The organism is Trinickia caryophylli, from assembly GCF_034424545.1.
Lineage (GTDB): Bacteria > Pseudomonadota > Gammaproteobacteria > Burkholderiales > Burkholderiaceae > Trinickia > Trinickia caryophylli.
Genome location: NZ_CP139970.1, coordinates 180,835 through 205,104 on the forward strand (window position 1 = coordinate 180,835; position 24,270 = coordinate 205,104).

27 protein-coding genes are annotated in these 24,270 nt (G+C 65.7%); 6 read left to right on the top strand and 21 right to left on the bottom strand.

The genetic code is table 11. The annotated features are described in order from the left end of the window. Position 1 precedes the first annotated feature (1 nt). The 3 genes from U0034_RS00820 to U0034_RS00830 are packed head-to-tail and all read right to left on the bottom strand — an operon-like array spanning position 2 to position 1,171. Positions 2–349 carry a UxaA family hydrolase gene (locus U0034_RS00820; protein WP_085230514.1) on the bottom strand — a complete coding sequence of 116 codons (348 nt, stop codon included), beginning with the start codon at positions 347–349 and terminating at the stop codon, positions 2–4. After that, on the bottom strand, positions 346–486 hold the full coding sequence (locus tag U0034_RS00825) for a hypothetical protein (protein ID WP_158243579.1): 141 nt from the start codon (positions 484–486) through the stop codon (positions 346–348). Before U0034_RS00825 ends, U0034_RS00820 begins: the two co-directional genes overlap by 4 nt. Then, a complete protein-coding gene (locus U0034_RS00830; protein ID WP_085230516.1) occupies positions 476–1,171 on the bottom strand; it encodes a P-loop NTPase family protein in 696 nt (231 codons plus the stop codon). The genes U0034_RS00825 and U0034_RS00830 overlap by 11 nt, the downstream gene beginning before the upstream one ends. 404 nt (positions 1,172–1,575) lie before the next feature. On the opposite strand from U0034_RS00830, the gene U0034_RS00835 reads away from it, so the two are divergent. From U0034_RS00835 to U0034_RS00845, 3 genes are all read left to right on the top strand, one after another. Continuing rightward, positions 1,576–2,352, top strand: coding sequence for an IclR family transcriptional regulator (locus U0034_RS00835; protein ID WP_085230571.1), 777 nt, complete (start codon positions 1,576–1,578; stop codon positions 2,350–2,352). A gap of 50 nt (positions 2,353–2,402) precedes the next feature. Beyond that, positions 2,403–2,969: a TetR/AcrR family transcriptional regulator gene (locus U0034_RS00840; RefSeq protein ID WP_085230518.1), complete on the top strand. Its 567-nt coding sequence runs from the start codon at positions 2,403–2,405 to the stop codon at positions 2,967–2,969. Between the two features lie 132 nt (positions 2,970–3,101). Then, positions 3,102–3,527: an organic hydroperoxide resistance protein gene (locus tag U0034_RS00845; RefSeq protein ID WP_085230520.1), complete on the top strand. Its 426-nt coding sequence runs from the start codon at positions 3,102–3,104 to the stop codon at positions 3,525–3,527. A gap of 309 nt (positions 3,528–3,836) precedes the next feature. On the opposite strand, the gene U0034_RS00850 is transcribed toward U0034_RS00845, so the two are convergent. Continuing rightward, positions 3,837–4,187, bottom strand: coding sequence for a DUF4148 domain-containing protein (locus U0034_RS00850; RefSeq protein WP_085230521.1), 351 nt, complete (start codon positions 4,185–4,187; stop codon positions 3,837–3,839). Positions 4,188–4,380: 193 nt separating this feature from the next. Here U0034_RS00850 and U0034_RS00855 point away from each other — a divergent pair, with 193 nt between their 5' ends. After that, positions 4,381–5,319 carry a LysR family transcriptional regulator gene (locus U0034_RS00855; RefSeq protein ID WP_085230523.1) on the top strand — a complete coding sequence of 313 codons (939 nt, stop codon included), beginning with the start codon at positions 4,381–4,383 and terminating at the stop codon, positions 5,317–5,319. Between the two features lie 31 nt (positions 5,320–5,350). Here U0034_RS00855 and U0034_RS00860 read toward each other — a convergent pair whose 3' ends face one another. The 10 genes from U0034_RS00860 to U0034_RS00905 form a co-directional block, all read right to left on the bottom strand. Continuing rightward, the gene (locus tag U0034_RS00860) at positions 5,351–5,950 is read right to left on the bottom strand and encodes a hypothetical protein (RefSeq protein ID WP_085230525.1); all 600 of its coding nucleotides are present in this window, start codon (positions 5,948–5,950) and stop codon (positions 5,351–5,353) included. Positions 5,951–6,550: 600 nt separating this feature from the next. Then, positions 6,551–7,366: a zinc ribbon domain-containing protein gene (locus U0034_RS00865; protein ID WP_085230527.1), complete on the bottom strand. Its 816-nt coding sequence runs from the start codon at positions 7,364–7,366 to the stop codon at positions 6,551–6,553. After that, positions 7,363–8,253, bottom strand: a complete 891-nt coding sequence (locus U0034_RS00870) for a peptidylprolyl isomerase (RefSeq protein ID WP_102623107.1) — start codon at positions 8,251–8,253, stop codon at positions 7,363–7,365. The genes U0034_RS00865 and U0034_RS00870 overlap by 4 nt, the downstream gene beginning before the upstream one ends. Before the next feature lies 1 nt (position 8,254). After that, on the bottom strand, positions 8,255–8,743 hold the full coding sequence (locus tag U0034_RS00875; RefSeq protein ID WP_085230530.1) for a YbjN domain-containing protein: 489 nt from the start codon (positions 8,741–8,743) through the stop codon (positions 8,255–8,257). 95 nt (positions 8,744–8,838) lie between these two features. Continuing rightward, positions 8,839–9,504 carry a hypothetical protein gene (locus U0034_RS00880; protein ID WP_085230532.1) on the bottom strand — a complete coding sequence of 222 codons (666 nt, stop codon included), beginning with the start codon at positions 9,502–9,504 and terminating at the stop codon, positions 8,839–8,841. 7 nt (positions 9,505–9,511) lie between these two features. Continuing rightward, positions 9,512–11,338 carry a putative porin gene (locus tag U0034_RS00885; protein WP_085230533.1) on the bottom strand — a complete coding sequence of 609 codons (1,827 nt, stop codon included), beginning with the start codon at positions 11,336–11,338 and terminating at the stop codon, positions 9,512–9,514. A gap of 68 nt (positions 11,339–11,406) precedes the next feature. Continuing rightward, positions 11,407–12,123: a TonB family protein gene (locus U0034_RS00890; RefSeq protein WP_085230535.1), complete on the bottom strand. Its 717-nt coding sequence runs from the start codon at positions 12,121–12,123 to the stop codon at positions 11,407–11,409. A gap of 9 nt (positions 12,124–12,132) precedes the next feature. After that, positions 12,133–12,543, bottom strand: a complete 411-nt coding sequence (locus U0034_RS00895) for an ExbD/TolR family protein (protein WP_085230536.1) — start codon at positions 12,541–12,543, stop codon at positions 12,133–12,135. A gap of 24 nt (positions 12,544–12,567) precedes the next feature. Beyond that, positions 12,568–14,376 carry a DUF2341 domain-containing protein gene (locus tag U0034_RS00900; RefSeq protein ID WP_386092045.1) on the bottom strand — a complete coding sequence of 603 codons (1,809 nt, stop codon included), beginning with the start codon at positions 14,374–14,376 and terminating at the stop codon, positions 12,568–12,570. A 46-nt stretch (positions 14,377–14,422) separates the two neighbouring features. Beyond that, entirely contained in the window at positions 14,423–16,069 is a 1,647-nt protein-coding gene (locus tag U0034_RS00905) for a ShlB/FhaC/HecB family hemolysin secretion/activation protein (protein ID WP_233212077.1), read from the bottom strand. Positions 16,070–16,426: 357 nt separating this feature from the next. Here U0034_RS00905 and gspK point away from each other — a divergent pair, with 357 nt between their 5' ends. Next, positions 16,427–17,368 (top strand): type II secretion system minor pseudopilin GspK, encoded by a 942-nt coding sequence (gene gspK / locus U0034_RS00910; protein ID WP_233212078.1) that lies wholly within the window; start codon positions 16,427–16,429, stop codon positions 17,366–17,368. A 34-nt stretch (positions 17,369–17,402) separates the two neighbouring features. Here gspK and U0034_RS00915 read toward each other — a convergent pair whose 3' ends face one another. From U0034_RS00915 to gspG, 5 genes are all read right to left on the bottom strand, one after another. Continuing rightward, positions 17,403–17,636 carry a type II toxin-antitoxin system prevent-host-death family antitoxin gene (locus tag U0034_RS00915; RefSeq protein ID WP_233212079.1) on the bottom strand — a complete coding sequence of 78 codons (234 nt, stop codon included), beginning with the start codon at positions 17,634–17,636 and terminating at the stop codon, positions 17,403–17,405. A gap of 436 nt (positions 17,637–18,072) precedes the next feature. After that, complete coding sequence (gene gspM / locus U0034_RS00920) at positions 18,073–18,582, bottom strand: type II secretion system protein GspM (RefSeq protein WP_085230541.1); 510 nt, start codon at positions 18,580–18,582, stop codon at positions 18,073–18,075. Next, on the bottom strand, positions 18,546–19,961 hold the full coding sequence (gspL, locus tag U0034_RS00925) for a type II secretion system protein GspL (protein ID WP_085230542.1): 1,416 nt from the start codon (positions 19,959–19,961) through the stop codon (positions 18,546–18,548). Before gspL ends, gspM begins: the two co-directional genes overlap by 37 nt. 19 nt (positions 19,962–19,980) lie before the next feature. Further along, entirely contained in the window at positions 19,981–20,478 is a 498-nt protein-coding gene (locus U0034_RS00930) for a GspH/FimT family pseudopilin (RefSeq protein WP_085230544.1), read from the bottom strand. Next, on the bottom strand, positions 20,453–20,923 hold the full coding sequence (gene gspG / locus U0034_RS00935; protein ID WP_085230546.1) for a type II secretion system major pseudopilin GspG: 471 nt from the start codon (positions 20,921–20,923) through the stop codon (positions 20,453–20,455). The genes U0034_RS00930 and gspG overlap by 26 nt, the downstream gene beginning before the upstream one ends. Positions 20,924–21,080: 157 nt before the next feature. On the opposite strand from gspG, the gene U0034_RS00940 reads away from it, so the two are divergent. Further along, positions 21,081–21,491 carry a general secretion pathway protein GspC gene (locus U0034_RS00940; RefSeq protein ID WP_139831223.1) on the top strand — a complete coding sequence of 137 codons (411 nt, stop codon included), beginning with the start codon at positions 21,081–21,083 and terminating at the stop codon, positions 21,489–21,491. 35 nt (positions 21,492–21,526) lie between these two features. Here U0034_RS00940 and gspF read toward each other — a convergent pair whose 3' ends face one another. Both gspF and gspE read right to left on the bottom strand, forming a co-directional pair. Beyond that, positions 21,527–22,744 carry a type II secretion system inner membrane protein GspF gene (gspF, locus tag U0034_RS00945; protein WP_114718014.1) on the bottom strand — a complete coding sequence of 406 codons (1,218 nt, stop codon included), beginning with the start codon at positions 22,742–22,744 and terminating at the stop codon, positions 21,527–21,529. Between the two features lie 30 nt (positions 22,745–22,774). Then, a complete protein-coding gene (gspE, locus tag U0034_RS00950) occupies positions 22,775–24,223 on the bottom strand; it encodes a type II secretion system ATPase GspE (protein ID WP_170257519.1) in 1,449 nt (482 codons plus the stop codon). Positions 24,224–24,270: the final 47 nt, after the last annotated feature.

The following is a 24,270-nucleotide window of genomic DNA, read 5'->3' on the forward strand; positions in this document are numbered from 1 at the left end:
CTCACGGCGCGTCGCGGTCGTGGTCGTGGTCCACGAAGCTGTGCCCTGCTTCGTGCGTGTAGGTGGGCAGGTAATCGCTCACCAGGTTGTGCATGTGAAGATGCGCGCCGCGCTCAACTGCCAACGTCACATGGCCGATCGGCGCACCGTAACGCAGGACCTTCTCGTCCGCGGCCAGTGGCCGACGCGCCAGCTTGTGTCCGAGCGGCACGGTACTCGCGAGCACGACCTGCTCGCCGTCGATGACGAGCGCCGTGCCGGCCTCGAGCGTGGTTGCCGCGATCACGCAGTTATCCTGCGGCGCAAGCAGGATCACGCGCGGATCGAATGCTGAAGAATCCGTGCTCATGCGGCCCCCTCAGGCAGTTGGGAAGCGGTCTGCCACCCATGCATGATGGCACCGTGGCGGGCGATCGTGTGCCGCGCGCCGGCCCGCGCATGCCGCGCGGCGTCGCACGCTGCGGCGACAGGAGAATCAGCGTTCATGGCAATCGTCTCCTTCGATTGATGCAAGCACTTCACGGTCGCCCCAGAAAGGGCCGAACTCGGCGGCGATGCGGCCTCGGCTCATGACGAACAAGCGGTCGCACCCCCGCAGGCCGTCGAGTTCGCTGCTCGCCAGAACGACGGCGCACCCGGCGTCGCGCGCATGTTCGGCCATCGCCGAAATCATGTCTTGCGTGCGCAGATCGACGCCGGCGGCGGGCTCGATCAGAATGAGCACCTTCGGATCGGCTGCGAGCGCGCGCGCCAGCGCCAACGTGAGGCGCTCGCCGCAGGAAAGCGCCGCGGGCACTTGCTCGCCCGTATCGCCGTCTTGCGGCACACACCGGACGCCGAGCGCCATCGCCGCATTGCGGTTACCTCCCGGCAGCGTGACGGCGTGGCCGTCGCTCGCGGGAAGGCGCACGACCCCCGAGTGCGGCGAGGTCATCCCGGCGAGCACCCTTGCAACGTTCAGATAGCCGCTACCCTCCGCCCCGGTAAGGCCGATCAACTCGCCTCGCCTCAGTGCGAGCGACACGTCGCGATAGTCTGCGCCGCTAAGCCGTTCGGCTTCGATTGCGAACGGCGCGCAAGCGAGGAAGGGGCTGGACGGCTCGACGCCCGCCACTGCGCCACTCAGCGCACCGACGGTCAGCCGATGGGGGAAGTCGAGGAGCATCGCCATGACAGCCTCCGATCGTCCGTTCAGGCGGGCCAGCCGCGCAAGGCGCGCCCCCTGCCCGTGCACGGGGCCGTGCTGCCCAGTCGCACGCGCACCTCGGCCGCCGGCGGCCGTTGTTCTGCGCCTGCCGTCTCGCTGATCCTCACTGCCGTCTCCTTCGTCGCGCCTGGGGCGATATCCGATGAGCAACGTTTGCCGGGACTTTTCGCCCGCCGCGCGGCGGGTTGGTTATGCTGCGGATCGACGCCGCACCAAGCGACATCTTTTTTCCGCAGCAGTTCATGTATGAATCTATTATTCATATACGAACCGACCAACGTCAAGCGCAACGCTTGCCGTGTTTTCCCTAACTATTTGCGACCACAACGACCGTGAAGAAGACCGATCCGGCTGCCGAGGCCAACGAAATGCCCGCGGGCGAGGAAGCCGAGCGCTATCGCGCGCCGGCGCTCGACAAGGGACTGGACATCCTCGAGTTGCTCGCCGAACAAAAAGAGGGGTTCACGCGTGCGGAGATCATGAAAGCGCTCGGGCGCAACGCGAGCGAGATCTACCGGATGCTCGAGCGACTCGTCGCACGGCAGTACGTCATGCGCTCGTCGGGCGGCGACCGCTATACGTTGAGCCTGAAGCTCTTCGCGCTCGCGCACCGGCACCCGCCAATGAACCGCTTCCTCGCCGAAGCCCTGCCCCAGATGCAGCGGTTCGCCGAGCGCGCCGAGCAGTCATGCCATCTGACCGTCTACGACCGCGGCAATCTGCTCGTGATTGCACAGGTGGACGGCCCCGGCACCTGGGGGCTCTCGATCCGGCTGGGCTCGCGGGTGGGGCTCGTGGACACGGCCTCCGGCCACGTCATGCTGGCCTTCCAGCCCGACGGCGAGCGCGAGCATATGCTGGCCGAGCACACAAAAGTCAAAGGCGAGATTGCCATGGCGAGCGCCGAACTCGCGGCGATATTCGAACGAATCCGGGCGGACGGCCATCTGCGCAAGGACAGCGCGCAGACATTCGGCGTGACGGACATCTCGTTTCCGATTCTGGGCCCATCGGGCCAGGCAATTGCGTCGCTGACGAGCCCCTACATGCGGCGGATCGACAGCTACGTCGCGCCGTCGCTCGACGCCGTCACGACCTTGCTCGGAGAGACGGCCGGCAAGCTCTCCATGCATCGCACCGCATGAGTGCGGACAAGGCGCTTGACAATCTATCTATCACAAGGTAGATTATTGGCATGGAAACGACGAAGCCAGTCCGCGAGCAGGTCCTGGAGCACGCTATCACGCTGATGATGATGCGGGGCTATCATGGGTTCAGCTATCGCGACTTATCGGCACTCGTCGGCGTGAAGACGTCGAGCATCCATTATTACTTTCCGTCGAAAGACGATCTGGTGCTCGAGGCCGTCAACGCCTACAGCGACGAAGTGCTCAAGGCCATTCACGGGCTCGATGCGTCGTTGTCGGCCGAAGCGAAGCTCGAGAAATACGCCAGGCTTTTTGGGCGCGTACTCGGTGATGGCGATCAGATCTGCCTGTGCGGAATGCTCGCGGCCGATATCGAGTCGCTGCCGGAACGCGTGCGCTCGGCCGTCCAGGCCTTTTTCAGGGCCAACGAGCACTGGCTCGCGAAAGTGCTGGAGCAAGGCAAGCGTGACGGAAGCATCGTAGTTGCGGGAGACCCCGAGCGGGCCGCCCGCGCACTCTTCGCCACGTTTCAAGGCAGCGTCATAACGAGCCGCCTGTTCCAAACGCGCAGCCGGCTTGAAGATGCCGATGCGTTGTGGAAGACTGCCCGCTGAGGCAGCGAAGCAAAAGGAAGTCGGAAACAGCAAGGCGGGGAACCGCCTCTTTAAAGCCGCAGAAATCTATCTACTGGTAGATATGTATTGGAATCAGCAGTCCTCATCAACCCAAAGCAACAGGAGTCTCACATGTCGATCGAAAAAGTCCTTTACCGTGCTCATGCCCATGCCACCGGTGGCCGCGATGGCCGCGCCGTGGTGCCCGAAGGCAACCTGGAACTGAAGCTCACGACGCCGCGCGAACTCGGCGGTGCCGGCGGGGAAGGCACGAACCCCGAGCAACTGTTCGCGGCGGGCTACAGCGCCTGTTTCCTGGGCGCGATGAAATTCGTCGCATCGCGCGAAAAGATCGCGATCCCAGCAGACGTGGCAGTGGACGGTAGCGTCGGCATCGGCGCGATTCCGACCGGCTTCGGCATCGAAGTCGAGCTGAAGATTTCTCTGCCCGGGCTGGACCGCGCCGTCGCGCAATCGCTGATCGACAAGGCGCACACCGTCTGCCCTTACTCGAACGCCACGCGCGGCAACATCGACGTGACGCTGACGCTGGTCTGAACGTTCGCGGCAGCCGTACTCGCGGCCTCGCGCAGCGCTTCACGCGCGAGCCGCCATCCGCCATGTCCAAACGGTCTCGCCCGCCATGCGGAACGAGACCGTTCCGTTTGCACGCACCCGCACGTGGGTGGGCGCGCAAAGAAAAAAGCCCAGACGATGTCTGGGCAAACACCACCGGGAACCCAGCGGCTCGGAGACTGCGTGCGAGACTTTCGCAGTTGCGGCAGAATCGGCGGCGAGCCGCGCGTGCAGCGACGCAAGCGAAAGAACCGGCATCACGCTCGTTCGAGCATGACGCCGGCGTGCTCGTCAGTTGTGCTGATAGATCGTGACGGGCGGCGAGTAGCTGCTGCGGGTGCCGTCGCTCAGGCTCGGGCGGCCGGACTCCGCGCTCGCCTGTACGCCGCCGACGCCGGTCGCATCGGCTTGCGGCGCCGCGCCTGCGGCCGCGTCTTGCGCGGCGAGGCGCGCCTCGACGGCCTGAATGTTTCCGGGGTAGTGCAGCCAGTCGGTCGGACGATAACCTGCCGCGACGACCCGCTCGAGGTCCGCACGGACCTCGGCGCGTGTGAGCGGACGATTCGCCGACGCCTGGGCGAACGATGCGACAGGTGCGGCGAGAACCAGGGCGACAGCCGCTGCTTTGACGATTGATTTCATGATGACCTCCGATTCGATGTTCTGTAAGAAGCCGCGAGTGTTCGTTCGCAGCTGGTGATGCCAGTGTAGGAGTCGCGCGGCAGGCAATAAATGGGCTATTTCAGAATTCACTGGTGCATTGGGAAGAACAATCACGATCGCCGCGGGGCCTGGCCAACGCCCGCTGCAACCGAAAAGAAGGAGCAAGCCGGTCATGGACCGCTTCATCGCAATGAAAGTGTTTACGCGCGTGGTCGAGTCGCGCAGTTTCGTGAAAGCCGGCGAATCGCTGCAACTCGCGACGCCGCAGGTATCGAGAATGGTGCAGTCGCTCGAAGCCCATCTCGGTGCCCGGCTGCTGAACCGCACGACACGCAGCATCAGCCTGACTGAGGACGGCGAAGCGTATTACGAGCGCTGTCTGCGCGTACTCGCGGAAGTCGACGAGATGGAAGCCGAACTCACGAATGCGAAGCTCAACCCGTCGGGCAAGCTGAAGGTCAACTTGCCGTCGCTGCTCGCGAAGACGACGATCATTCCCGCACTGCCCGAGTTTTTCGCGGCCTACCCGGACATCCAGATCGAAATGGGCCTCAGCGACCGGCAGGTCGACATCATCGAGGAAGGCGTCGACTGCGTGATCCGCACGGGCGATCTGGAAGACTCGGGGCTGGTCGCCCGGCGCATCGGCCTTTTGCCGCGCGTTACGTGCGCCGCGCCCGCCTACCTCGAAAAATATGGCGAGCCCGAGACACTCGAGGATCTCGGCGAGCACATCGCCGTGAATTACGTTTCGAGCAACACGGGCCGCATTCGTACGTGGGATTTTCTCGTCGACGGAAAAATCGAATCGATCGACATGCGCAGCATGATTGCGGTCAACGACGTCGACGCATACGTGACTTGCGGCCTGTATGGCCTGGGCATTCTGAAAGGCGCCTTGCATCCCCTTTCGCCATATCTGCAAAGCGGTGCACTGCGCCAGATCCTGAAGGACTACCCCTCCCCGCCGCGCCCGGTGTCGATCATGTATGCGCGCAATCGGCATCTGCCGCGCAAGGTACGGCTCTTTGCAGATTGGGTGGCCGACGTCTTCGCCCGCTCGCCGCTCACGCAGCCCGTGGCCGCCGCTCGAAGCATCGAAGCGGTTTGACGGCGCACCGGCGCGCGCGCCGCTTCACGTGTCAATCGCCTGCGTCCGGACGCAAACGCAGCTTCAGGCGCAGCGGTTCTCGCAGCGGTTGCGGCGGCCGCGCGCTCAACGCCGCGTCGCTCAACAAACGATGCAATGCCGCATCCGCCTGGGCGTTGCCGAGCGAATCGAACTCGACGCGCACCGGGCGCCCCCCGGCATCGGGCCATACCGCCAGCGCAACGTCGCGAGGCGGACTCGCTGCGGTGACGGCGGCCTGCTCGTCGAGGAAGCGGCGCAGCGCCTGCGCATCGTCGCCATCGGCATCGAGCGCCGATTGGAATCGCTGCCCGACGGTGCTCGCGTAGTCGACCCACGATGCGGGAACCGGCTCGCTCATTGGCTGTGCATGCGCGCAGACTCCAGCCGCCAGGAACGGCGCGAGCAGCCATGCGCCGAGCCGCCCGCCGCAACGCGGCCGGGCATGCCGGAAGCTCGCGCGCCGGCGCAGGAATCGCAGTACCGCCGGCACAAAAAAGGCCGGCAAGGATGCGCGCAGCGGCAAAACTGCGAGCGCGACAGCAAACACAGCGGCGCTCGTGACGCCGCTATCGAGTGCCAGCGGAATAATCAGCGCAATACCCGGGCTCATGCATCTGCCTCCTTCGTTTCAACTGCTCGGCAGCAGCGTCCACAGAGCTGCATGACCGATCGCATCGCCATGCACCGCCATCGCACCCGCCGCGATTTCATCGTCAAAGGCGGGCTGCCGCCCTGCCCGATCCGCTGCATGGCTCCCCGATCGATGCCCGGTCGCTCAAGGGCGCGTTGCCGGAGTCGGCTGCGGGCGCTGAGGAACCGCCGACTTCCCCCAGTTCGACCCGAACCGGATACTTTCCGAGGAATAGTTGAACGTGCCCACACGATTGGACGGCGACGTTACGATCCCTTCAGCGGGATTCGATGCGGCAGCCGCCGCACGATTACCGCCACCTGAGAGACGTTGCGAAAGACAGCTATAAGATAGCGCGCGCTCGCCGCCAACTTCCGCATCGACACAGACGGGCTGCCCGTCCGATGCGCCGCCTGCTGCCTGAGCTTGCCCCCGGTCCGGCTCCTGAGCCGGCATCGGCTCGAGCGCCCGGACCGGTGACGGCGCCAAGCCGGCCAGGGCCGCTGCCATGCATGCCGTTGCCGCGCAAACCTTCATGTAACGCCGTGTCATCGGTGCCTCCCACAAGACGACCCACGCTTATTCCGGGCTCCCGTCGAAATCCACGCCATCGCGTCCGTCATTCGCCTCCCGCCTCGCCCGCTCTCGCGCCGACTCGTCGAGAAACCGTGCGAAAGCGCGCAACTCGGGCCGCGCAACGACAGGCGTCCGGATGTCGGCAAGCCGCGCAGCGCGTTCGACCGGCTCCCAATGCAAAAGGTCCGCACCGCTCGGCAACGGCGTGTGCAATGGGTTGCGATAGACGAGCCTGAAAAGCCGCGGCTCGGCCGCACGCCCGGCGTCCCACAGCTGCCCCACCTCGCGCACCGTCCAGTCGAACCAGAACCGCACGCGCACCGGCTCGCCGCGCTCGTCGCGTTGTGCCATGAAGCCGGCCATCGCGAGCAGCACATACGGCAGATCGCGTTGATCGAGCGACGGATAGGACCAGAGGTTCAGCACGTCCGCGAGCGCGACGAGTTCGCTGAAGCGCTCGAGCGTCAGGCCCGGCGCGCTCGCGCGCGCCATGCGATAGTGTCGCCGCCAGAGGCGCACGAAACGGGCTCTTTGCACGGGACCGACCTCGGGGTCATAAGGACGGCCCACCGCGATGCCTTCCGGCTGGTAGCTCGGCGTGGTGAGCGGGCAGCGCTCGTCGTCGGCGCCCGATGCGTGGCGATAATAGCGATGGCCCGCGCGGTGCCGACGGCTCGGGACGAGCGGCGCGCCGCACAGCGGACAGCGCACCAGCCCGTCGCCGGATACTTCATCGCGCGCGTATGCCGCCACATATCGCTCATCGAGCGGATGAACGCCCGGGACGCTCTCGCGCCGTTTTCGCCTGGCGGCACTCATTGCGCGGCGTCGACCGCCTTTTTCAACGCCGCTTCGTCGATCGAAAGCGCACTGTCTCCGCCCGCCTTCGCCAGGTAGGCCTCGGCGTTTTGCTGGGTGCGCGAGCGCCGCAACGACGCGCGCAGCATCTCCTTTACATCCGCCAGCGGGCGCACGGAGGGAACCCGCGACTCGATGAGCTTGACGATATGGAACCCTGACGCCGTGCGCACCGGCTGCGATATGTCGCCGGGCTTCATCGCCTGGACCACCTTGCGGATCTCGGGCACTAGCAGCGTGTCCGGCAGGAAACCCATGTCCCCACCGCGCGCCGCGCTGGCCGATTCGTCCGAGTTGGCCTTCGCCAGCGCCGCGAAATCCGCGCCCGCTGCGCGCGCCGATTTCGCGAGCGAGTCCGCGCGCTTTTGCGCCTTGTCGGCCGCGCTTTTATCGGCGCCGGCCGGCACGGCGACGAAGATCTGCGCGAGGTGCGCGGCAGCGGGAACGGTCCACGCCGTCGTATTCGCGTCGTAGGCCGCCTGCAGTTGCGCATCGGAGGGATAGTCGGCCGGCGGTTCGCTGACCGATGCGAGGTAGCTGCGCACGATGACCTCGCGCTTCGCACTCTCGATCATCTGCGCGACCTCCTCGCGCCGGTCCCAGCCCTTCGACTTCGCTTCGGCCAGCACCGCGGCCTGCGCCACGCGCGCCCGTACAATCGCGTCGGCGCTCTTGGGATCGCCCGCGATGCGCGCGCGGGTCGGCGCGTCGAGCGCGTGGAGCAGGCTCGTGATATCCGACTGCTTGACGGCAACGCCGCCCGCGCGCGCGACGACGTCGTCCTGCGCCCACGCCGCCGCGGGCGCACAGGACGCCGCCATGCAAACCAGCCATGCGAATCGTTTCATGTCAGACCTCCTCGGCGACGGGCGCCGCGCGCTGCGCGCTGTCGGTGGCCGCCAACGCGGGCCGATTGCGCAAATGAAGCAGGAACTCCTGGATGAGCCGATCCCAAAGCTCGATCGTCGCGCGCAGGTGACGTACGCTGACACCGCCCGCCACGACCACATCCATTTCCAGCACGAGAAAGGCGCCCTGCAGAGATAACCGCGCAAAACGCTTCGTCGCGTTCCAGCCCGCCACGAGTTCGGGCGGCAATTCGCCCTGCACCCGCAGCACGCAGCTGAGCGTGTAGTCGATGAACGTACCCGGCTCGGTTCCCGCGTTGCCGAAGCGCACGGCGAAACCGATGCCCTGGCTCGCGCTCATCAGTTGGGTAACGCCTGCTTGTTCGGCGAGCGTCACGCGATAGCCCGCGGACTTGAAACACTCCGCGACGCGATCGACGCTCGCCTCGGTCAGCAGCGCCTTTTCTCCTGCCTGGTCATGATCGGTCATGTCGAATCCATCCTTCTGACATCGTGTCGGCGCGCGTCATCCCATGCGGGCCGCGCCATCCCGCTACCGTTTCCGGCTGCCTCGCCGCGGCGGGCCTAAGGTCCGACCTCCGGCGCGGAAGCGGGCCGCGGAGCCGATGCGGGCGCCGCTGTCGTCGTCATGCGCCGGTCGAATCTGCCCGCGTAAAGCGCATCGCCGTATTGCTGCGCGATCTCGTCGTACTTCACGCGCGCGCGCTGTGCGAAGGGCTGCCGTGTTTGCAGGAACGTGCCCAAATCCACGTGCTCGTACGCGTCGAGCAATTCGTGCCCCACCCGATAGAGCTGGGCGTTCTTCGCCTCGCAGCGTTGCAACTGGCCGCTCGCGGCGTCGAGCCTGGCCTGCACGCCTGCGAGCTCGGTTCCTTGGGTACGCCGCTCGGCCACCAGTTGCGCGGAAGACGTGCGCGCTTTTTCAAGCTCGGCTCTATCGCGCGCATGACTCGCCCGTTCCTGCGCCAGCGCGCGCTCGCTCGTTTGCGATGCGCGTGCGCGGGCCAGCTCGGCCTTCGCCGCGTCGCGCTCGGATATCGCCTTGTCTCGCGCGGCCTCCACGGCTGTCTTCTCGTTTTGCCATTGCGCCTGCGCCTCCTGGAGATCGCGCAGTTGCTGCACGGTCGTGCGCAACTGCGCCCGCAAGCGCTCCTCCATGCTTTGCCCGGACGCGCCGAGTGGCACGAGCGCCGCGGCGCACAGGACGATGAGCGGGCGAATCGGTTTCATGTCGGCCTCAGAAGCGCGCGTTGAGTTCGATCTGCAGCACGTCGATCGTCATCGGCGGCCCGTACACTTCGCGCGCGCTGAGGTAGCGCGCCGCAAGCCACGCGTCGCGCGCGATGCCGTATTGCGCGCCGATCACGTAACCCTTTGCGTTCGTGCCGCCGAGATGGAAGTCGGGATCGGTGAGCGCCGCAAGCACGGCGTCGGGCTCGAGATACTTGTAGGTCACCGAAAAATTCCAGTCGCCCTTGCTCACCGTTTCCGGTTCGCCGAGCGTCGCCTTGAACATGTAACCGTTCGGCCCGCTCTTGTAGTCCGCCTGAGTCACCGTGGATGACGTGCTGGCGTTGTTGTAGTTGTTTACCGGCAGCGACGGCGCCGCAAATGCCTTGTTCGTGTTGTATGCCAGATTGCGCACGTACTCGCCGTCGAGACGTAATTTGAACCGGTCGGCCACCACCGTATCCCATTGCAGCCTGGCATCGAAGAGCCGGTAGTTGTAAGCGAGGCCGAAGTACTGCGGATCGGGCGTGAGACCAGGCGCGAGATTCGGGTTCTGCACGATGTTGCGCAGCGCGACGAGCGTATTGCCCTTTTGCATGAATGCCGGCGCTTCGTTGTCGGTGCTGCAGCTCGTGGCGCCCAGATAAAGCGCGCATGGCGCGGACAGATTGCCGCGCAGGTTCATGAAATCGTAGTAGGCAATCGCGCCCGTGAGGCGGTTCCGCGGGTTGATCTTCCACTGTGCGCCGGCTTGCATCCCGAGCATCCAGCGCGTATCGGTGCCGCTCTTTTCGATCTGCGTGGCGGGGAAATTCTCCCCTGTGTATTGGATCGGAAAAACGCCCAGCGTGCCGAACAGCGTGAGCTCGGGCGCCGAGGGCAGCGCACGACGGGCCGTTGCCGCAATCCCGTCGAACTCGAGATCGTTCGAATAGACGAGATCGGACGAGAAGAACGGATTGTCGAAGCGACCGGCCGTGACGTTGAGCCACGGCGTGGGCGTGTAGCGGATATAGGCCTGGTTCAACCAGATGTTCTTTTTCGAGAACCCCCCGCCGAGTGTCGAGGTGGTCGATACGGGGCCGTTGTCGTTGCCCGAGGCGAGTTGCATGCCCGCTGCCAGTGTCTCGGCGATCTGCGCCGTCACGCCGAGGCGTGCACGCACGCGCAGCAGGTTGTTGCGGTTCTCGGTCGTGTTCAGCGTGGGCGGCAAACCCAGGTTCGTATTCGGGTTCACGTCGTAGGCGCTGCCTGCGTTGATCGCGGCGAAGTCGGTCACGCCCGTCGCATTGCGCGGCGAATAGAAATGGTATTCGTCGCGCACGCGAATATCGCCACTGATCCGGATTCTCGATACCCAGTCGGGAAACGTGTTCGGCTGCGCCCAGTTCTCGGCCTTTGCCTGCGCGACCACTTCCTGCTTCACCTGCTCGCGGATCTGATCGCGCACGAGCTGCGGTACGTACGGCACGGCCACATCGCCGGGCTGCGTCGGCGCGTTGACGATTGCCGCGCTCGCACCCGCGCGCGTACGCGATGCCTTCGTCTGCGCCGCCTCGTCACGTGCCTCGCGAATCAGGTCGTTGGCGTTTTGCTGCGTGAGCACGCCGCGCTTGACGAGCAGGTTGATCAGATTGACGACGACGCTTTCCGTCGGCGCAGCCAGACCCGCGGCGGCTGCCTCGGCCGCCTGGGTCTCGAGCGATTGCGCGTGCGCCGTCGCGGCGAGCGTCATACCCGCCATCGCTAGTGCTGCCGCACGCCGCTCCACGCGCGGCAAGCGGCCGATCCCCGTTCTGTTGCGGCCACCGTTGCGCCGCGTTTCGATCGTCATTCCGATTCTCCACATGACATGCCGTTGTTCTTCCATTCGCTCGCGGCGAGCCGCGCGTGCCCCCGCGTTCACAGTCCCGTCTTGCGCCCCTGCAGTTTCACCAGCACCGGGTAGGTCGCGTTCGGCGGCGGCGCCTCGTCCATGCGGCCGATTGCCTGGATCGCGCTTGCGATGGCGTCGTCGAGCGCCGTATCACCGGTCGAACGAGCGATCGCCACCTTGACGATGCGCCCCGATGGCTCCATCCACACATTCAGGTTCACGTCGAAGCGGCTCCCGCCACCCGCCTGCTGCACGCGCTTGTCGCGCTCCACCGCCTGCTGCAGCAGATAGGCCATGTACTGCCGATACGTCGCGTTGCCGAATGCGCCTGCCCCGCCACTGCCCGCCATGCCCGTACCATCTCCCGCACCGATGTTGAAACCGTCGGTGCCCGCCTGCGCCGGCGCATTCATCGTCAACTGCCTGGGCGTGTTGTCGGCGGGCTTCGGCGACTGCGCGGGCTTCGGCACCTCGGTGGGCCGCTCCACGGGCGCCTTGGTCTGCTGCTCGACTTTCTCCGGCGGCTTTTGTTGCGGCGGCGGGGGCGGAGGTGGCGGCGGCAACGGAATAACCGTCGTTACCATCGGCGCCTGCGCCCGCTTGACGCCCGCCTGATCGCCGGCGAAGTGGCGCATGAGCCACGCGACGGCGATCAGCACCGCAAGCAACGCCGCCCGCTTGATCCACCGGCTCGCGCGCGCCGTGTCCGGGTTGTCGTAGCCATTGTCGAAAGGCGTTTCCATCGCGCGCCGCTAGCCTCCCGAAGGCGATTTACCGGTCACGAGGCCTACTTGCGCGAGGTCGAGCCGTCGCAGCAGGTCCAGCACGTCCATCACCTTCTGGTAGGCGACGGCCGAGTCGCCCTTGAGCACGATCGGGAAATCGGGCGTCATCGCCTTTTGCGAGCGCAGGCGGCTCTCGAGCTCGTCCATGCTCACGGGATAGGCGTCGAGGTAAATCTGCCCCGAATCGGAAACCGTGATCGCCTTCGTCTGCGGTTTCGCGAGGCTCGTCGATGAGCTTGCCTTCGGCAGATCGACGCGAATGCCCTGTACGGATGCGGTCGTCATGATGATGAAGATCACCAGCAGCACGTACGCGAGATCGAGCATCGGCGTGATGTTGATGTCGTCGTAGGGCTTGTCGTCGTCCTGGACCTGCATGGTGTGGATCCTCCGTGCGTGGCTTCAGTCGATGCTCAGCGCGCGATCGACGCTGCGATGCGCTTCGGCAAGACGCGTCACGAACTCGTCGACGAACACCTGCATGTTCGCCGTCACGTTCTTGTTGCGAATGAGCAGGTAGTTGTAGCCAAAGAGGGCCGGAATCGCGACGAAGAGGCCCGTCACCGTCGCGAGCAGCGCGGCCGCGATACCCGGTGCGATCGCATTGACATTGACGTCGCCCGCCGCGGCGATCGCGGCAAACGTGATCATCACGCCCACCACGGTGCCGAGCAGGCCGAGGAACGGGCCACCCGAGATCGCGATCGTGAGCAGCACCATCGATCGGGAAAGCCGCTGGTTTTCGCGCACGAGCGTGGCGTCCATCGTCGCGCGGATCGCCTCGATCGATTCGCTCGTGATGAGCTTGCGGCCCTCGCTGTCGATACGGCTGTCGATTTCGGCAACGCCCGCCCGGTAGAGCCGGTAGAGCGACGAGGCCCGCAGGCGCCGGCCCTCTTCGGAGCGCTCGTCCACTTTGGCCAGCCCCGTCAGATGGCGTCCGGCCAGTTCACGGAAGCGCCGCATGAAGTGGTCGTTCGCGCGGTCGATCGTCGACACATAGCGGGCCTTCGTCCACATGACCCACCACGAAATCGCGGCCATGACGAGCAGGATGGCGATGACGACCCATGCATCGACCGTTACGGATTTGACGATCACGCCGAAGTAGCCGAATCCGAAGCCGGCCTGCTTCTCGTCTGCGCCATAGGCGACGAGCTTCGACTCGGCGCCCTGACCGATCGCATCGGCCGCGACGAGCGCGGCCGGTCGCGCGACCTTCGACAGACGCAGTTCGTCGATTTCGCCGATGAAGCCGGCAAAGCTGCCGGTAGTCGTCCCTTGCGTGCCAGCCACATCCGCGCCCACGGCCGCGGCGCCGTCGAGTGCCGGCAGGACCGCTGCAACTTGCGCATAAGGCTTGCCGCCGACGTAAAGCGTCACGGCCTTGCCGTCGGCCACCACCGCCAGATGGGTCCATTGATTGGCGGTGACCGGCTGGCCGGGTGCGGTGCGCGACGATGCGCCGTCCGCATCCACTTCGACGAAGGGCACACCGTTGTCGAGTCCGATCAGGAGCGCGTTCGCCCCGTCCCGCCGCGCGTAGAGCAGCGCGCGTGGTCCGACGGCGCCCGGCTTGACCCATGCGCTCAAGGTGAATGCGCCGCCGCGTGCGAGGGCTAGCGACGGGCTCGCCACCAGGTTGAGCGGCGAGGCGCCGTTGAACTGCGCCGCACGGCCGATGATGCCGTCCTCGGCGGTGCGCACCGGCGCGTTTTGCGCCTGATTCCCGTACGCCGTGGCATCCTTCGGCGGCATGCCTGTCGCCTCGTTGAAGTGATAGACGAGCGTATAGCCGGGATCGAATGTTTCGGCCGGCTTCGCGCCGGGCTGCGCCTTCTTGTTTCCGTAATACATCCAGATCGACTGGGCGGCACCGGCCGGCCAGTGCGGCAGATCCACCCAGATCAGCGCAACGCCGAGCAGCGGGTCGTAACGATCGATCTCGTAGCTGAGCGGCGTTTTGTCGTCCGATGCCACGAAGCGGATGTCCGCACCGTTTTCGCCGATGCCGTCGAACTGAAAATTGCCCGCATGCAGCCGGATCAAAAGCGGTGCGCGTCCGGCCGATTCGGCGATGTTCGCGCCTTTGGACGATGTGTCGATCGTGATCGCCTTCCTGTAGGACCAGTCGTCCTGCCACCAGGCGTGCGCCATGCCCGGCAGCGCCGCGCAGACGAAGGCCAGCCAGAGGAATAAAGCTCGCTTCACTTTATGCTCCCGATGATGCGCCACGGGCCATGACGTTCGAAGAACGTCAGAAACTCGCGCGCAGATAAAAGTCGAACCGTGGGTTATAGGCCCGCGTATTGACGCCGGCCTTCAATGGAAATGCCATCTCCACATCGGCTGCCGCGTAACGAAGCAGCTTGATGCGCGAGCCGATGCCGACCGACAGCAGGTTGAAGCTCGCGGTCTGTTCGGGCAGCGGGCTCAGGAGCCACAGATGCGCGGCGTCGACGAAGGCGTGAAAACGCCACTCGTTGACACCGCTGCCGAGGTACCTTGCGATCGACGGGCTGCGCCACTCCAGCGATGCGATCACGCCGTTGTCCCCGGTCTCCTCGGCTTGGAGATAGCCGCGTACGGTATTCATGCCGCCCGCCGCGAACTGCTCGCTCGAAACGAGCGGCGAGTTCGCGAATTGGGCGTCGACACGCGCATTGACCTGCATGTCGTGCGCGAGCGTCTGCAGATGCGTGAAGTCGAGCTTGCCGTAGAGAAAGTCGGACGTCGCGTTATAGCGTTTGTTGTCGAACTCGTTGGCATTGCTGCCGATGCCGCGCAGATTGGTGACGAGCGAGGCACCGATCGTCGTCACCGAGGTCCTGCGGTTGAGCTGCCCGTTGTACGAGAGCGTGAGCGGCGCATAAGTGAGCGGCGCGGTGGTCGTGAACCCGGCGAACGTATCGCGCTCGTCGAAGTGTCTATAGTCGACGCCGACACTCGCCGATTGGCTGTATGTGTCCGACGACGGCAGCGCATAAACCGCCGACAAGCCGAACGCCGTGCCTTTGCCGAGCACGTTGGTGCCGCCGAGCGACGCCACATTGCTGTTCGAATGGAATGCGGTTGCGAGCAGACTCCAATGCGAGCGTTCGAGCGGCGCCAGATACGAGAGCGAATACACCTGTGCATCGCGCGGGCGTTGCGGCGCGATCAGGAAGCTGCCCGACAGCACATGGCCAAGCTGCCAGACGTTCGAGTAGCTCAAAGATGCAACGGTGCGCAGCGGCGCCGTGTCGGGGCTGCGATCATTGTTGAGTTCGAGACTGCCGTGCAGTGGGCGATGATCGTCGACCTTCAGGTCGACGTCGACCGTCTGAGGCATGACGCCCGGGCGCAGCAGCGGCACCACCTGGCGGTCCGCCGTCTTGTTCAGATCCGCGAGCTGCGCCTGCGCCCGGGTAAAGTCGGGCACCGTCCCCTCGGTCAACGCGGGCACGGCGTCGCGTATCAGTTGCGGCGATGCGTAGGTGGCGCCCTCGATACGCACGCGGCCCACCTTCGTCTCCACCACCTGCAGATAGATGACGCCGTTCGTCACCCGCTGCGACGGCAATTCGACCACGACCGACTGGTAGCCCTTATCCTGATACGTCTTTTGCAGCGCGTCGCGCGCCGCTTCGACGTCGTGCAGCGAACGGCCAGGCCCCGCATACGGATAGACGGCTTTCTCGATGTCGATGGGTTGCAGCACGGAATTGCCGCGCACGATGTATTCGTTGACATCGAATGTGTCGGACGGCGTCACGGCCGGTTGTGCCGTGGTTTGCGCCTGCGCCTGCGCGGCAGCTACAACGGCAGCGGCAGCGGCAAGCGTTCCCATCGATATGGCGCCCCACCATCGACGTCGCGTCCCGCGCCCCACCCGCACCTCCACCCCGTTTACCGCTGGCGTCATTGCGCCGCTCCGTCCGTTTCGTCCGTTTCGTATCGTCATCGATCGGGCTTACACGCGGCCCGTCACTCGGTTAAGTCCGGCACGATACAAACACCCAGAGTCACGCGCATGACTCGTTGTCCGTACAACGAAACGCCCGCGGGGTTTCGCGCCAGTACCCGAATCGCCGGGAATAACATGTCGAAAGCGCGACACGATGTGGGCAAAACCTGTCACGTCTTCGCGCCACGCGCTCGCGTATGCTCGCGCCGTCGAGACGCTGGCCGGCCTGATCCGGCTCGGGAGAAGCCTATGCATGGCACGCGGTGCAGACGCACGCGCCGGCGCGCGAATATGCGTGTCCGCAACGATCGCGGCATGGCCATCGTCACCGCCCTGCTCGTCGTGGCGCTGGCGGCCACGCTTGCCGCCGGCGTGGCATGGCGCGAACTCGTAGCATTGAGGGATGTGCGCAATCAGCGCACAGCAGTGGAGCTGCGCTGGCTCGAGCGCGGCGCCGTGGAGTGGGCGCGTGTCGTGCTGCGCGAGCAGGCGCGCCGATCGAACGTCGCCTTTTACGGCCAGCGATGGTCGAATCCGGTGCGCGACATTCGTCTCTCGAGCGTCTTGCCCCGGCAAGCACTGGCGACGAGCGGCGAACTCGCCGATGCGGCGATATCGGGGTGGATCGAAGACGCGCAGGCGAAATTCAACCTGATGAATCTGGCGTCGCGCGCAGGGCCCGGTCAGCCGTGGCAAGTGGATGGGAGAGGCGTGGCGGCCTATCGGCGCCTGCTGGCGCCGCTCGCGATCGATGCGGGCCTCGCCGAGGCAACGGCCATACATATCGTGCGCTCGCTCGGTGCGGGCTCGGGCATCGACGGGCGCCCGCTGCAACTGGTATCGCTAACCGATCTCGCGCGCATCCCGGGCTACGGGCCGCACGCGATCGCCGCACTGTCGGAAGTCGCGACACTGCTGCCCGACTATACGGAAGTCAACGTCAATACGGCCTCCGCGGCGGCCTTGATGGCTGCGATCCCCGCACTCGATCCGTCACAGGCCGAACGGCTCGTCGAGCGGCGCAAAACCGCCTATTTCGTCAGCACGGCCGACATCGCACTGCAACTGCGCGCTGCCGGCGGCGAAGCAGCACTGCCGGACGGCGCACTCGCGGCCGTCAACAGCGGGTATTTCATCGTTCACTGTCGAATTCGCTCGAAGCGTATCGACGCGCGCGTCGATACGCTGATCGCCCGGTATGGTATCGGCAACGGTGTCTGGACGTCGGTGATCTGGACGCGCCGCGCGCCGGGTTGACCGCGCGGCGAAATGGCCTCGCGCCGCCGATGGATCAACCGCTTTGCGCGACGCACGGCACCTCATTGATCCGCTCTTCGAGCACCCGGTTTCGCTGTTCCTGGATGAGGTCGTTCCAATGCTCGATCGATACGAGGCAGGCTATCGGCTGCCCGTACTTGGTCACCATCACAGGATGATCGTTCGCCTCTCTCAGTGCCTTGGAAGGATTTTTGCTGAATTCGCGCGCGGCCATCGCCAGCGCATGACGTTGAAATAGAATCTTCACAGATAGCCCCTGTTGCCGTTTGTATGTCGGATGCAGCCGTGAATCGCCCTCGGGACGGCAGCATCCGAATTTCCGCATCGGTGTCGATATTTTTGTGGCAAGGCGATTCTATATATTCGCCTTTTTCCGAACAAGCCTGTTCGAGAATTATTTCAAAAGTTGTTTGATCGGGCAATTCCCTTCCGCCCGTCCCATCTGGTGAGAAAAACAGCCCCCCGATAAATGTACAACGTGCAACGTATCGCCCGTCAGGTCGCGACGGATATTTTTGCACAAAACTGTCACATTTCAATTAACGCACAAAGCCTTGCTGTAAAAGCATTTACGTCCGTCGAATGAATTCTTCATTATCTGCTCCGCTTTTATTGACGACGCAAGCAGCAATATCGCATGCTTTATCGCCGCTTATCGGCCTGTTCAGGGCGCGCTCCTTGTGTCATGGCGATGAAGCGGGCTCGAAAAGCGCCGAAACGGTTACTCGGCCTCGCTCGGCCTCGCCCGTGAGGCGCGTCTCGACAAGGCGCGCGCGCTCCGTCACGCGCACGCGATCGACCCAGGCGATCCAGGCAGCGAACGACGCGTTGTGCGCTTCTATTCTCACGGTGTTGCCAGCCACGACGGCCTGAGCGTCGCGTATGCCACCACGTGCGAGTGACGTCGCCAGTGCATCGCGCAAGCCGGCGCCGCTCGGCCCGGGCAAGGAAGCGGCGCGCAGGCGCGCCATGACCTGCCCCTGCATTTGCATCTGGGCCAACTGCTGCTCGAGCACGGGCAGTGCCGAGCGGATCCGCGCGATTCCATCGAAAGCGGGTGCCCATAGGCCGCTATAGGCACCCCACCCCATGCACGCGGCGGCGAGCGCCGCCAGCATCCAGCGCTCGCGCGGCGAGCGCGCCGCAAACCATGCGCTCAGCGCCGTGCGGGCACCTGCAAAGCGAGCGTCCATTTGCCGTCGTCCTCCTTTTCAGACAGACCATTACGCACCAGGGCATGCTTGAACGCGTCCTTGTCGATCGACGCGCCGGGTTTGAACGTCAGTTCGAGCATGCCGCCGCGGTAGCTCAGCGACGCCATTGACGCCGACATCGCAGGCGTCAGCGAACGTCCGAGGCGGCCGGCCAGCGAAACGAAATCGTCGTCGGCGAGCTCCCCGCTGCGACGGCGTACGCGCGCGAGCCCAGCCGTCATCTGCGCCGGCGCGTCGAGTATCACCGTGGTATCCGGCAATGCCGCCGTCACGATTTGCGTCATTTGCGCTTCGATGGCCTCGCGCCGATGACGGTACTGTGTCCAGCGGACGTTGACGGCAATCAGCGATACCACGAGTGCCAATGTCATGAGAGCGAGTGCCGATCGCCATGGCCTGATGGCCCCCGCGTGCGGGCCGCGCCGCAGCGAAGCGTCGCTCAGATCGAAACGGCAGGCCATTGCCTCGCGCGCGAGGTTCTCGAACGTGATCGTGTGATCGGCGTCCGTCATATCGACGTCCCGTATCTCGCAGCCGGTCGGCGCGGCGACGCCCGGTTCCAGCCGGTACACCGTCAACGGCTGCTGCTCGCGCAGCATCGCCAGTGTCGGCGCGAGCGTGTCGTCGGCGATCGACATCCCGAAGCCAAGTGCGCCTTTGCGTACCGCCAGCTCGACGGCGGTACCATGCTCACTGTCCGCATGACACCTTGATGTCACCACCAAGGCCACAGCCCGGCGAGGCTCCGTCGCCGGCTCGGTCGCGACGTCTGCCGCCGCCTCGCCATCGCCATCGTCACCGCTGCGGTCACCCGGCGCAGGGCGAAGCACCACCGATCCCGCGTCGCCGTTTTCGGCGAAACGGTCAAAGCCGCTACCGTCGCCGCACCGCGAGCGTGCCACGGCTGCCAGGTTCGGGGCTTGCGGCAAGCAACGCACGAGCGGCACCACGCGCAGCCGGCCACGCCCGACTGACGCGAAGGGCGCAATCGCCGCTGCGAGCCGTTCGCGGTCCACCACCGCGACATACCGCTCGCCGCCCTCGCCCGCCAGTGGATCGAGCGCAACGTGGCAATGCCGCATGTCGTCGAGCACGTGTTCCTCCACTACATTCGGCAAGAGTTTTTGCAACTGCGTCCCCTTGACGGGCGGCAGCGTGACGCTCAACAGCAAGGTGTCGCTCGCCGCGAGAACCAGCACCGTCGCACGCGCCTGCGGCATCGCGTGTGGCGTCGCGATACCCGAATCGACCGTCGCCCCACGAGCGTCGAGCACGACGTAATGCAGCGACGTGGCGCGCTCCCGCCTTTGCTCGAGTTCGAGTTCGAGGGGCGCAAGCAGAACGATCAAAGTCGACATAGATCCACGGTCCGATCAATCATGGGCGTCTCGCTTCGAAACTGCCGAAACCGGTGCCGGCCACACTCGCGCGGGCGCCGTCCGAAGACAGCGTGATGGTGACTGCGCTGTCGACGCTTTCTTCGCCGAGCACCACGCGGCTCGTCTGCTCTTCGCCGCCCGTATAGTGAATGGAAACGCCGGTCACCCACGCCTGCCAGCGATACGGGCGCAGCACGCCGTCCCGAAGCTCCGCCCATCGCCCTTCGGCCGTACGGACGAGAAAGCGATAGCCGCCGCGCGACGGCTCCCAGGCGATCGGGCTCGCGCGCAGTTGAGCCTCGTCGCTCGCGGCGTCGAGCATTGCCGCAAGCCGAGCGGCTTCCTCCGCCAGATCGGTGCGCCGATTGCGCGTGGGCGCCAGGGCGACAAACGAAACGAGCAGCCCCGCGATCACGAGCACGACCAGCATCTCAAGCAGCGTGAAGCCGCGCGTGGCCGCGCGCGGGCGGCTACTGCCACGAGCCGATGTTCGCATGACCCTCACCGCCGCCCTTGCCTTCGGGCCCAAAGCTGAAGACATCGATTTCCCCGTGCACACCGGGGTTCAAGTACTGATAGCCATTGCCCCACGGATCGTTCGGGAGGCGTTCGAGGTATCCGTCCGTCTTCCAGTTCGACGGAACCGGCTCGGCCTGCGGCCGCTGCACGAGCGCACGAAGTCCCTGGTCCTGCGTGGGGTAACGGCCATTGTCCAGCCGGTAGAGATCGAGCGCCTGCATCATCGTACCGATGTCCTGCCGCGCCGCGATGCGGCGCGCCTCGTCAGGGCGGCTCATGATCTTCGGCACGACCAGCGCGGCAAGAATGCCGAGGATGGCGATCACGACCATGATTTCGATGAGCGTAAATCCGCGAGGCCGCCGTGCAGAACGTGCGCGCCTTATGGAAACATCGCGCGTGGCAGTCGTTTTGGTCATCATGCGTTCACCCTCCGGTTCAAGAATGAGTCGACCCGTCGCATCGCGTTTTTCCGCTGCGGCTGCAGCCGCACGCGGTCGCTCCGCGGACCTCCATCGGACTTCCTTCGAACTTCTCTCGGACCTCGCTACCATGCCCGCCCTGCCTCGAGTCGCGCTTGTGCTCCGCCTTCCGGCTATCGCCACCGTGCTGGCCGCCGTCGTGCTCGCGGCCGCGTTGGCGGGCTGGACCCGCGTTCTTCTCACGCCGCTGCCTTCCACGAAGACCACCGCGGACCTGCCGAAAGCCCCCGATACGCGGCCCGCTGCGCGTCTTTTCGGTGCTCATCCCGAACGAATGCGCAGCGAAGACGTGCGGCTCGTCGGCATCCTGGCGTTCGATGCGCGGCATGCAGCCGCCCTGCTCGCCGTCGACGGCAACCCGCCGCGCGCGGTGCCCCTCGGTGGCGAGTTCGCCGACGCATCGACCCTCGTCGAAGTACGCGAGCGCTCGGTGATCGTCGAGCGTCGGGGCGTGCGCCGGGAGGTCGCGTTGGCCGTGCCCGCGCATCCCGACGTGTTCTTGCGCTGATGTCGCCGGTTGTCGTGCCATAGGTCCGGAACTCGTCACTGCACCATGTTGTTCAAGTCGATGATCGGCAGCATGACGGCCAGCACGATCACGAGCACGACGCCACCCATGGCCAGAATCAACAGCGGCTCGAGCAGGCTCGTAAGAAACATCGTGCGCCGCTCGAGTTCGCGCGCCTCGCCCTCGGCCGCGCGATCGAGCATCGTCGTCACGTCGCCCGTGGCCTCGCCCGAACGGATCAGATGCACGAGCACGGGCGGAAACGTGCGCGTATTGCCGAGCGCGCGCGAAAGCGACGTCCCCTCGCGCACGCGCACGATCGCATCGTCCACGTTGCCGCTCATCGCCCGATTGTTCAGCGTTTCTCCCGCCGCCTGCAGCGCACGCAGAATCGGCACGCCGGCCGCCGTCAGAATCGCCAGCGTGCTCGCAAAGCGCACCGTGTTGTAGCCGCGCACGAGCTTGCCCGCGAGCGGCGCGGTGAGCAGCCACCGGTCGAACGCAAGCCGCGGCCCCGCCTGCGCGAGCACGCCGCGCACGCCGTACACGACGATCGCCACCGCAATCAGCATCGCCCACCACCAGTGCCGCACGAAACCCGAGAGCGCCATCATCATCACGGTGAGAAACGGCAGTTGCTGCTTCGTGCTCGCGAAGACGTTCACCACCTGCGGTACCACATAGCTGAGCAGGAACGTGACGATGCCGAACGCAATGAGCGTCACGATGGCCGGATAGGTGAAGGCCAGCACGATCTTCTGCGTGAGTGCGTTGCGCTGCTCGATGTAGTCGGCCAGCCGCGAGAGCACGAGCCCGAGCTTGCCCGTATGCTCGCCGGCCGCCACGAGCGCGCGGTAGATGTCGGGAAAGTCGCGCGGATGCTGCTCGAGTGCGTTGGCCAGCGAATGCCCGCCGAGCACCTCGGCACGGATCGCGGCCACGAGCTCGCGGATGTAATCGCGCTCGGCCTGATCGGTCAGTACGGCCAGCGCCTCGTCCAGCGGCAGCCCCGCCGTGAGCAGGCTCGCGAGCTGGCGCGTGAGGATGGCCTGCTCGCGCTGCGACAGCTTGCGCCCGAGCGCGAGGCGGCGGCTGCGCTCGCCGCGCGCGGCGCTGCCCGCCAGCTCGACCACCAGCGGCGTCAAGCCCTGCGTGCGCAGCTGCGCACGCGCCGAGCGCGCGCTGTCCGCATCGAGCACGCCCTTTTGCGCGTGGCCCGCCGTGTCGATCGCCTCAAAGCGGAATGCCGGCATATCGCTCCCCGATCGGTTGCTGATGCGCCATCACGCGCCGCCCGTCACGCGGATCAGCTCCTCGAGCGACGTCATGCCCGAGGCGAGCCAGCGCTCGCCGTCCTCGCGCAGCGTGCGCATGCCCTGCGCGCGGGCCGTGCTCAGGATCTCGGCATCGGCCGCGTTGTGGTGGATCATCGTGCGGATCGCATCGTCGATCACGAGCAGTTCGTAGATGCCGCGCCGGCCCGCGTAGCCCGAGCGCGCGCACTTGTCGCAGCCCACCGGGTGCCAGTGCACGCGGCCTTCCTCCACCCGCTCTTCCTTGCACACCGGGCACAGCCTGCGCACGAGCCGCTGCGCGAGCACGCCGAGCAGCGAGGAGGCGAGCAGATAGGGCTCCACGCCCATGTCGGTCAGACGCGTGACGGCGGAGGCCGCGTCGTTCGTGTGCAGCGTAGCCAGCACGAGGTGGCCCGTGAGCGAGGCCTGCACGGCGATCTGCGCCGTTTCCAGATCGCGGATCTCGCCGATCATGATGATGTCGGGGTCCTGACGCAGGATCGAGCGCAGCGCACGCGCGAACGTCATGCCGATACGCTCGTTGACCTGCGTCTGGCCGATGCCCGAGAGGTCGTACTCGATCGGATCCTCGACCGTCATGATGTTGGTCGTGGCCGTCTCCAGGCGCGAGAGCGAGGCGTAGAGCGTGGTCGTCTTGCCCGAGCCGGTGGGCCCGGTGACGAGCACGATGCCGTGCGGCCGCGAGATGAGCTTGTCGAACTGCGCAAGCGTATCGGGGCCCATGCCGAGCGCTTCGAGGTTCAGATGCTGGGCGTCTTTTTCGAGCAGACGCAGCACGGCGCGCTCGCCGTGCCCCGTGGGCAGCGTGGACACGCGCACGTCCAGCGCGCGGCCGCCCACGCGCAAGGTGATGCGGCCGTCCTGCGGCAGACGTTTCTCGGCGATGTCGAGCTGCGCCATGATCTTGATGCGCGAGATCAGCGCGCCGTGCAGCGCTTTTTTCGGGCGCACGACGTCGCGCAGCGTCCCGTCCACGCGAAAACGCACGACGGACGCATTCTCGAACGGCTCGATGTGGATGTCGGAAGCATGTTCGCGCGCGGCCTGCGTGAGCAGTGCGTTGATCATGCGGATGATCGGCGCGTCGTCTTCCGATTCGAGCAGGTCCTCCACCTCCGGGATGTCCTGCATCAGGCGCGACAGATCGACTTCGCCTTCCACTTCGCCCACAACCTGCGCCGCGCTGCCGTCGTTGCGCTCGTATGCCTGGTTGATCGCCTGGGCCAGTTCGTCGGCCGGCAGGCGAACGATGCGTAGTACGCCGAAACGGCGTGCTACCTCGGCCAGCGCACTATCGCGGGTATTGGCGCCCACCCACACCTCGCACTGTTGCGCGTCGCGCCGCGCAATCAGCAGTTGCCCCGCTCGTGAAAACGCGTAGGACAGCAAGCGGACCGCTTCCTCTTCCACTTCCATCGAGCGGGAGGCCGCCGTTCCGAAGGCTGCTGCACCGGTGTCACGCG

What these genes read in the sequence shown, in the direction of transcription:
- U0034_RS00820 (WP_085230514.1), bottom strand. Translation starts at nt 349, where the DNA reads ATGAGCACGGATTCTTCAGCATTCGATCCGCGCGTGATCCTGCTTGCG.
- U0034_RS00825 (WP_158243579.1), bottom strand. Translation starts at nt 486, where the DNA reads ATGAACGCTGATTCTCCTGTCGCCGCAGCGTGCGACGCCGCGCGGCAT.
- U0034_RS00830 (WP_085230516.1), bottom strand. Translation starts at nt 1,171, where the DNA reads ATGGCGATGCTCCTCGACTTCCCCCATCGGCTGACCGTCGGTGCGCTG.
- U0034_RS00835 (WP_085230571.1), top strand. Translation starts at nt 1,576, where the DNA reads ATGCCCGCGGGCGAGGAAGCCGAGCGCTATCGCGCGCCGGCGCTCGAC.
- U0034_RS00840 (WP_085230518.1), top strand. Translation starts at nt 2,403, where the DNA reads ATGGAAACGACGAAGCCAGTCCGCGAGCAGGTCCTGGAGCACGCTATC.
- U0034_RS00845 (WP_085230520.1), top strand. Translation starts at nt 3,102, where the DNA reads ATGTCGATCGAAAAAGTCCTTTACCGTGCTCATGCCCATGCCACCGGT.
- U0034_RS00850 (WP_085230521.1), bottom strand. Translation starts at nt 4,187, where the DNA reads ATGAAATCAATCGTCAAAGCAGCGGCTGTCGCCCTGGTTCTCGCCGCA.
- U0034_RS00855 (WP_085230523.1), top strand. Translation starts at nt 4,381, where the DNA reads ATGGACCGCTTCATCGCAATGAAAGTGTTTACGCGCGTGGTCGAGTCG.
- U0034_RS00860 (WP_085230525.1), bottom strand. Translation starts at nt 5,950, where the DNA reads ATGAGCCCGGGTATTGCGCTGATTATTCCGCTGGCACTCGATAGCGGC.
- U0034_RS00865 (WP_085230527.1), bottom strand. Translation starts at nt 7,366, where the DNA reads ATGAGTGCCGCCAGGCGAAAACGGCGCGAGAGCGTCCCGGGCGTTCAT.
- U0034_RS00870 (WP_102623107.1), bottom strand. Translation starts at nt 8,253, where the DNA reads ATGAAACGATTCGCATGGCTGGTTTGCATGGCGGCGTCCTGTGCGCCC.
- U0034_RS00875 (WP_085230530.1), bottom strand. Translation starts at nt 8,743, where the DNA reads ATGACCGATCATGACCAGGCAGGAGAAAAGGCGCTGCTGACCGAGGCG.
- U0034_RS00880 (WP_085230532.1), bottom strand. Translation starts at nt 9,504, where the DNA reads ATGAAACCGATTCGCCCGCTCATCGTCCTGTGCGCCGCGGCGCTCGTG.
- U0034_RS00885 (WP_085230533.1), bottom strand. Translation starts at nt 11,338, where the DNA reads ATGACGATCGAAACGCGGCGCAACGGTGGCCGCAACAGAACGGGGATC.
- U0034_RS00890 (WP_085230535.1), bottom strand. Translation starts at nt 12,123, where the DNA reads ATGGAAACGCCTTTCGACAATGGCTACGACAACCCGGACACGGCGCGC.
- U0034_RS00895 (WP_085230536.1), bottom strand. Translation starts at nt 12,543, where the DNA reads ATGCAGGTCCAGGACGACGACAAGCCCTACGACGACATCAACATCACG.
- U0034_RS00905 (WP_233212077.1), bottom strand. Translation starts at nt 16,069, where the DNA reads ATGACGCCAGCGGTAAACGGGGTGGAGGTGCGGGTGGGGCGCGGGACG.
- gspK (WP_233212078.1), top strand. Translation starts at nt 16,427, where the DNA reads ATGGCCATCGTCACCGCCCTGCTCGTCGTGGCGCTGGCGGCCACGCTT.
- gspM (WP_085230541.1), bottom strand. Translation starts at nt 18,582, where the DNA reads ATGGACGCTCGCTTTGCAGGTGCCCGCACGGCGCTGAGCGCATGGTTT.
- gspL (WP_085230542.1), bottom strand. Translation starts at nt 19,961, where the DNA reads ATGTCGACTTTGATCGTTCTGCTTGCGCCCCTCGAACTCGAACTCGAG.
- U0034_RS00930 (WP_085230544.1), bottom strand. Translation starts at nt 20,478, where the DNA reads ATGCGAACATCGGCTCGTGGCAGTAGCCGCCCGCGCGCGGCCACGCGC.
- gspG (WP_085230546.1), bottom strand. Translation starts at nt 20,923, where the DNA reads ATGATGACCAAAACGACTGCCACGCGCGATGTTTCCATAAGGCGCGCA.
- gspF (WP_114718014.1), bottom strand. Translation starts at nt 22,744, where the DNA reads ATGCCGGCATTCCGCTTTGAGGCGATCGACACGGCGGGCCACGCGCAA.
- gspE (WP_170257519.1), bottom strand. Translation starts at nt 24,223, where the DNA reads ATGGAAGTGGAAGAGGAAGCGGTCCGCTTGCTGTCCTACGCGTTTTCA.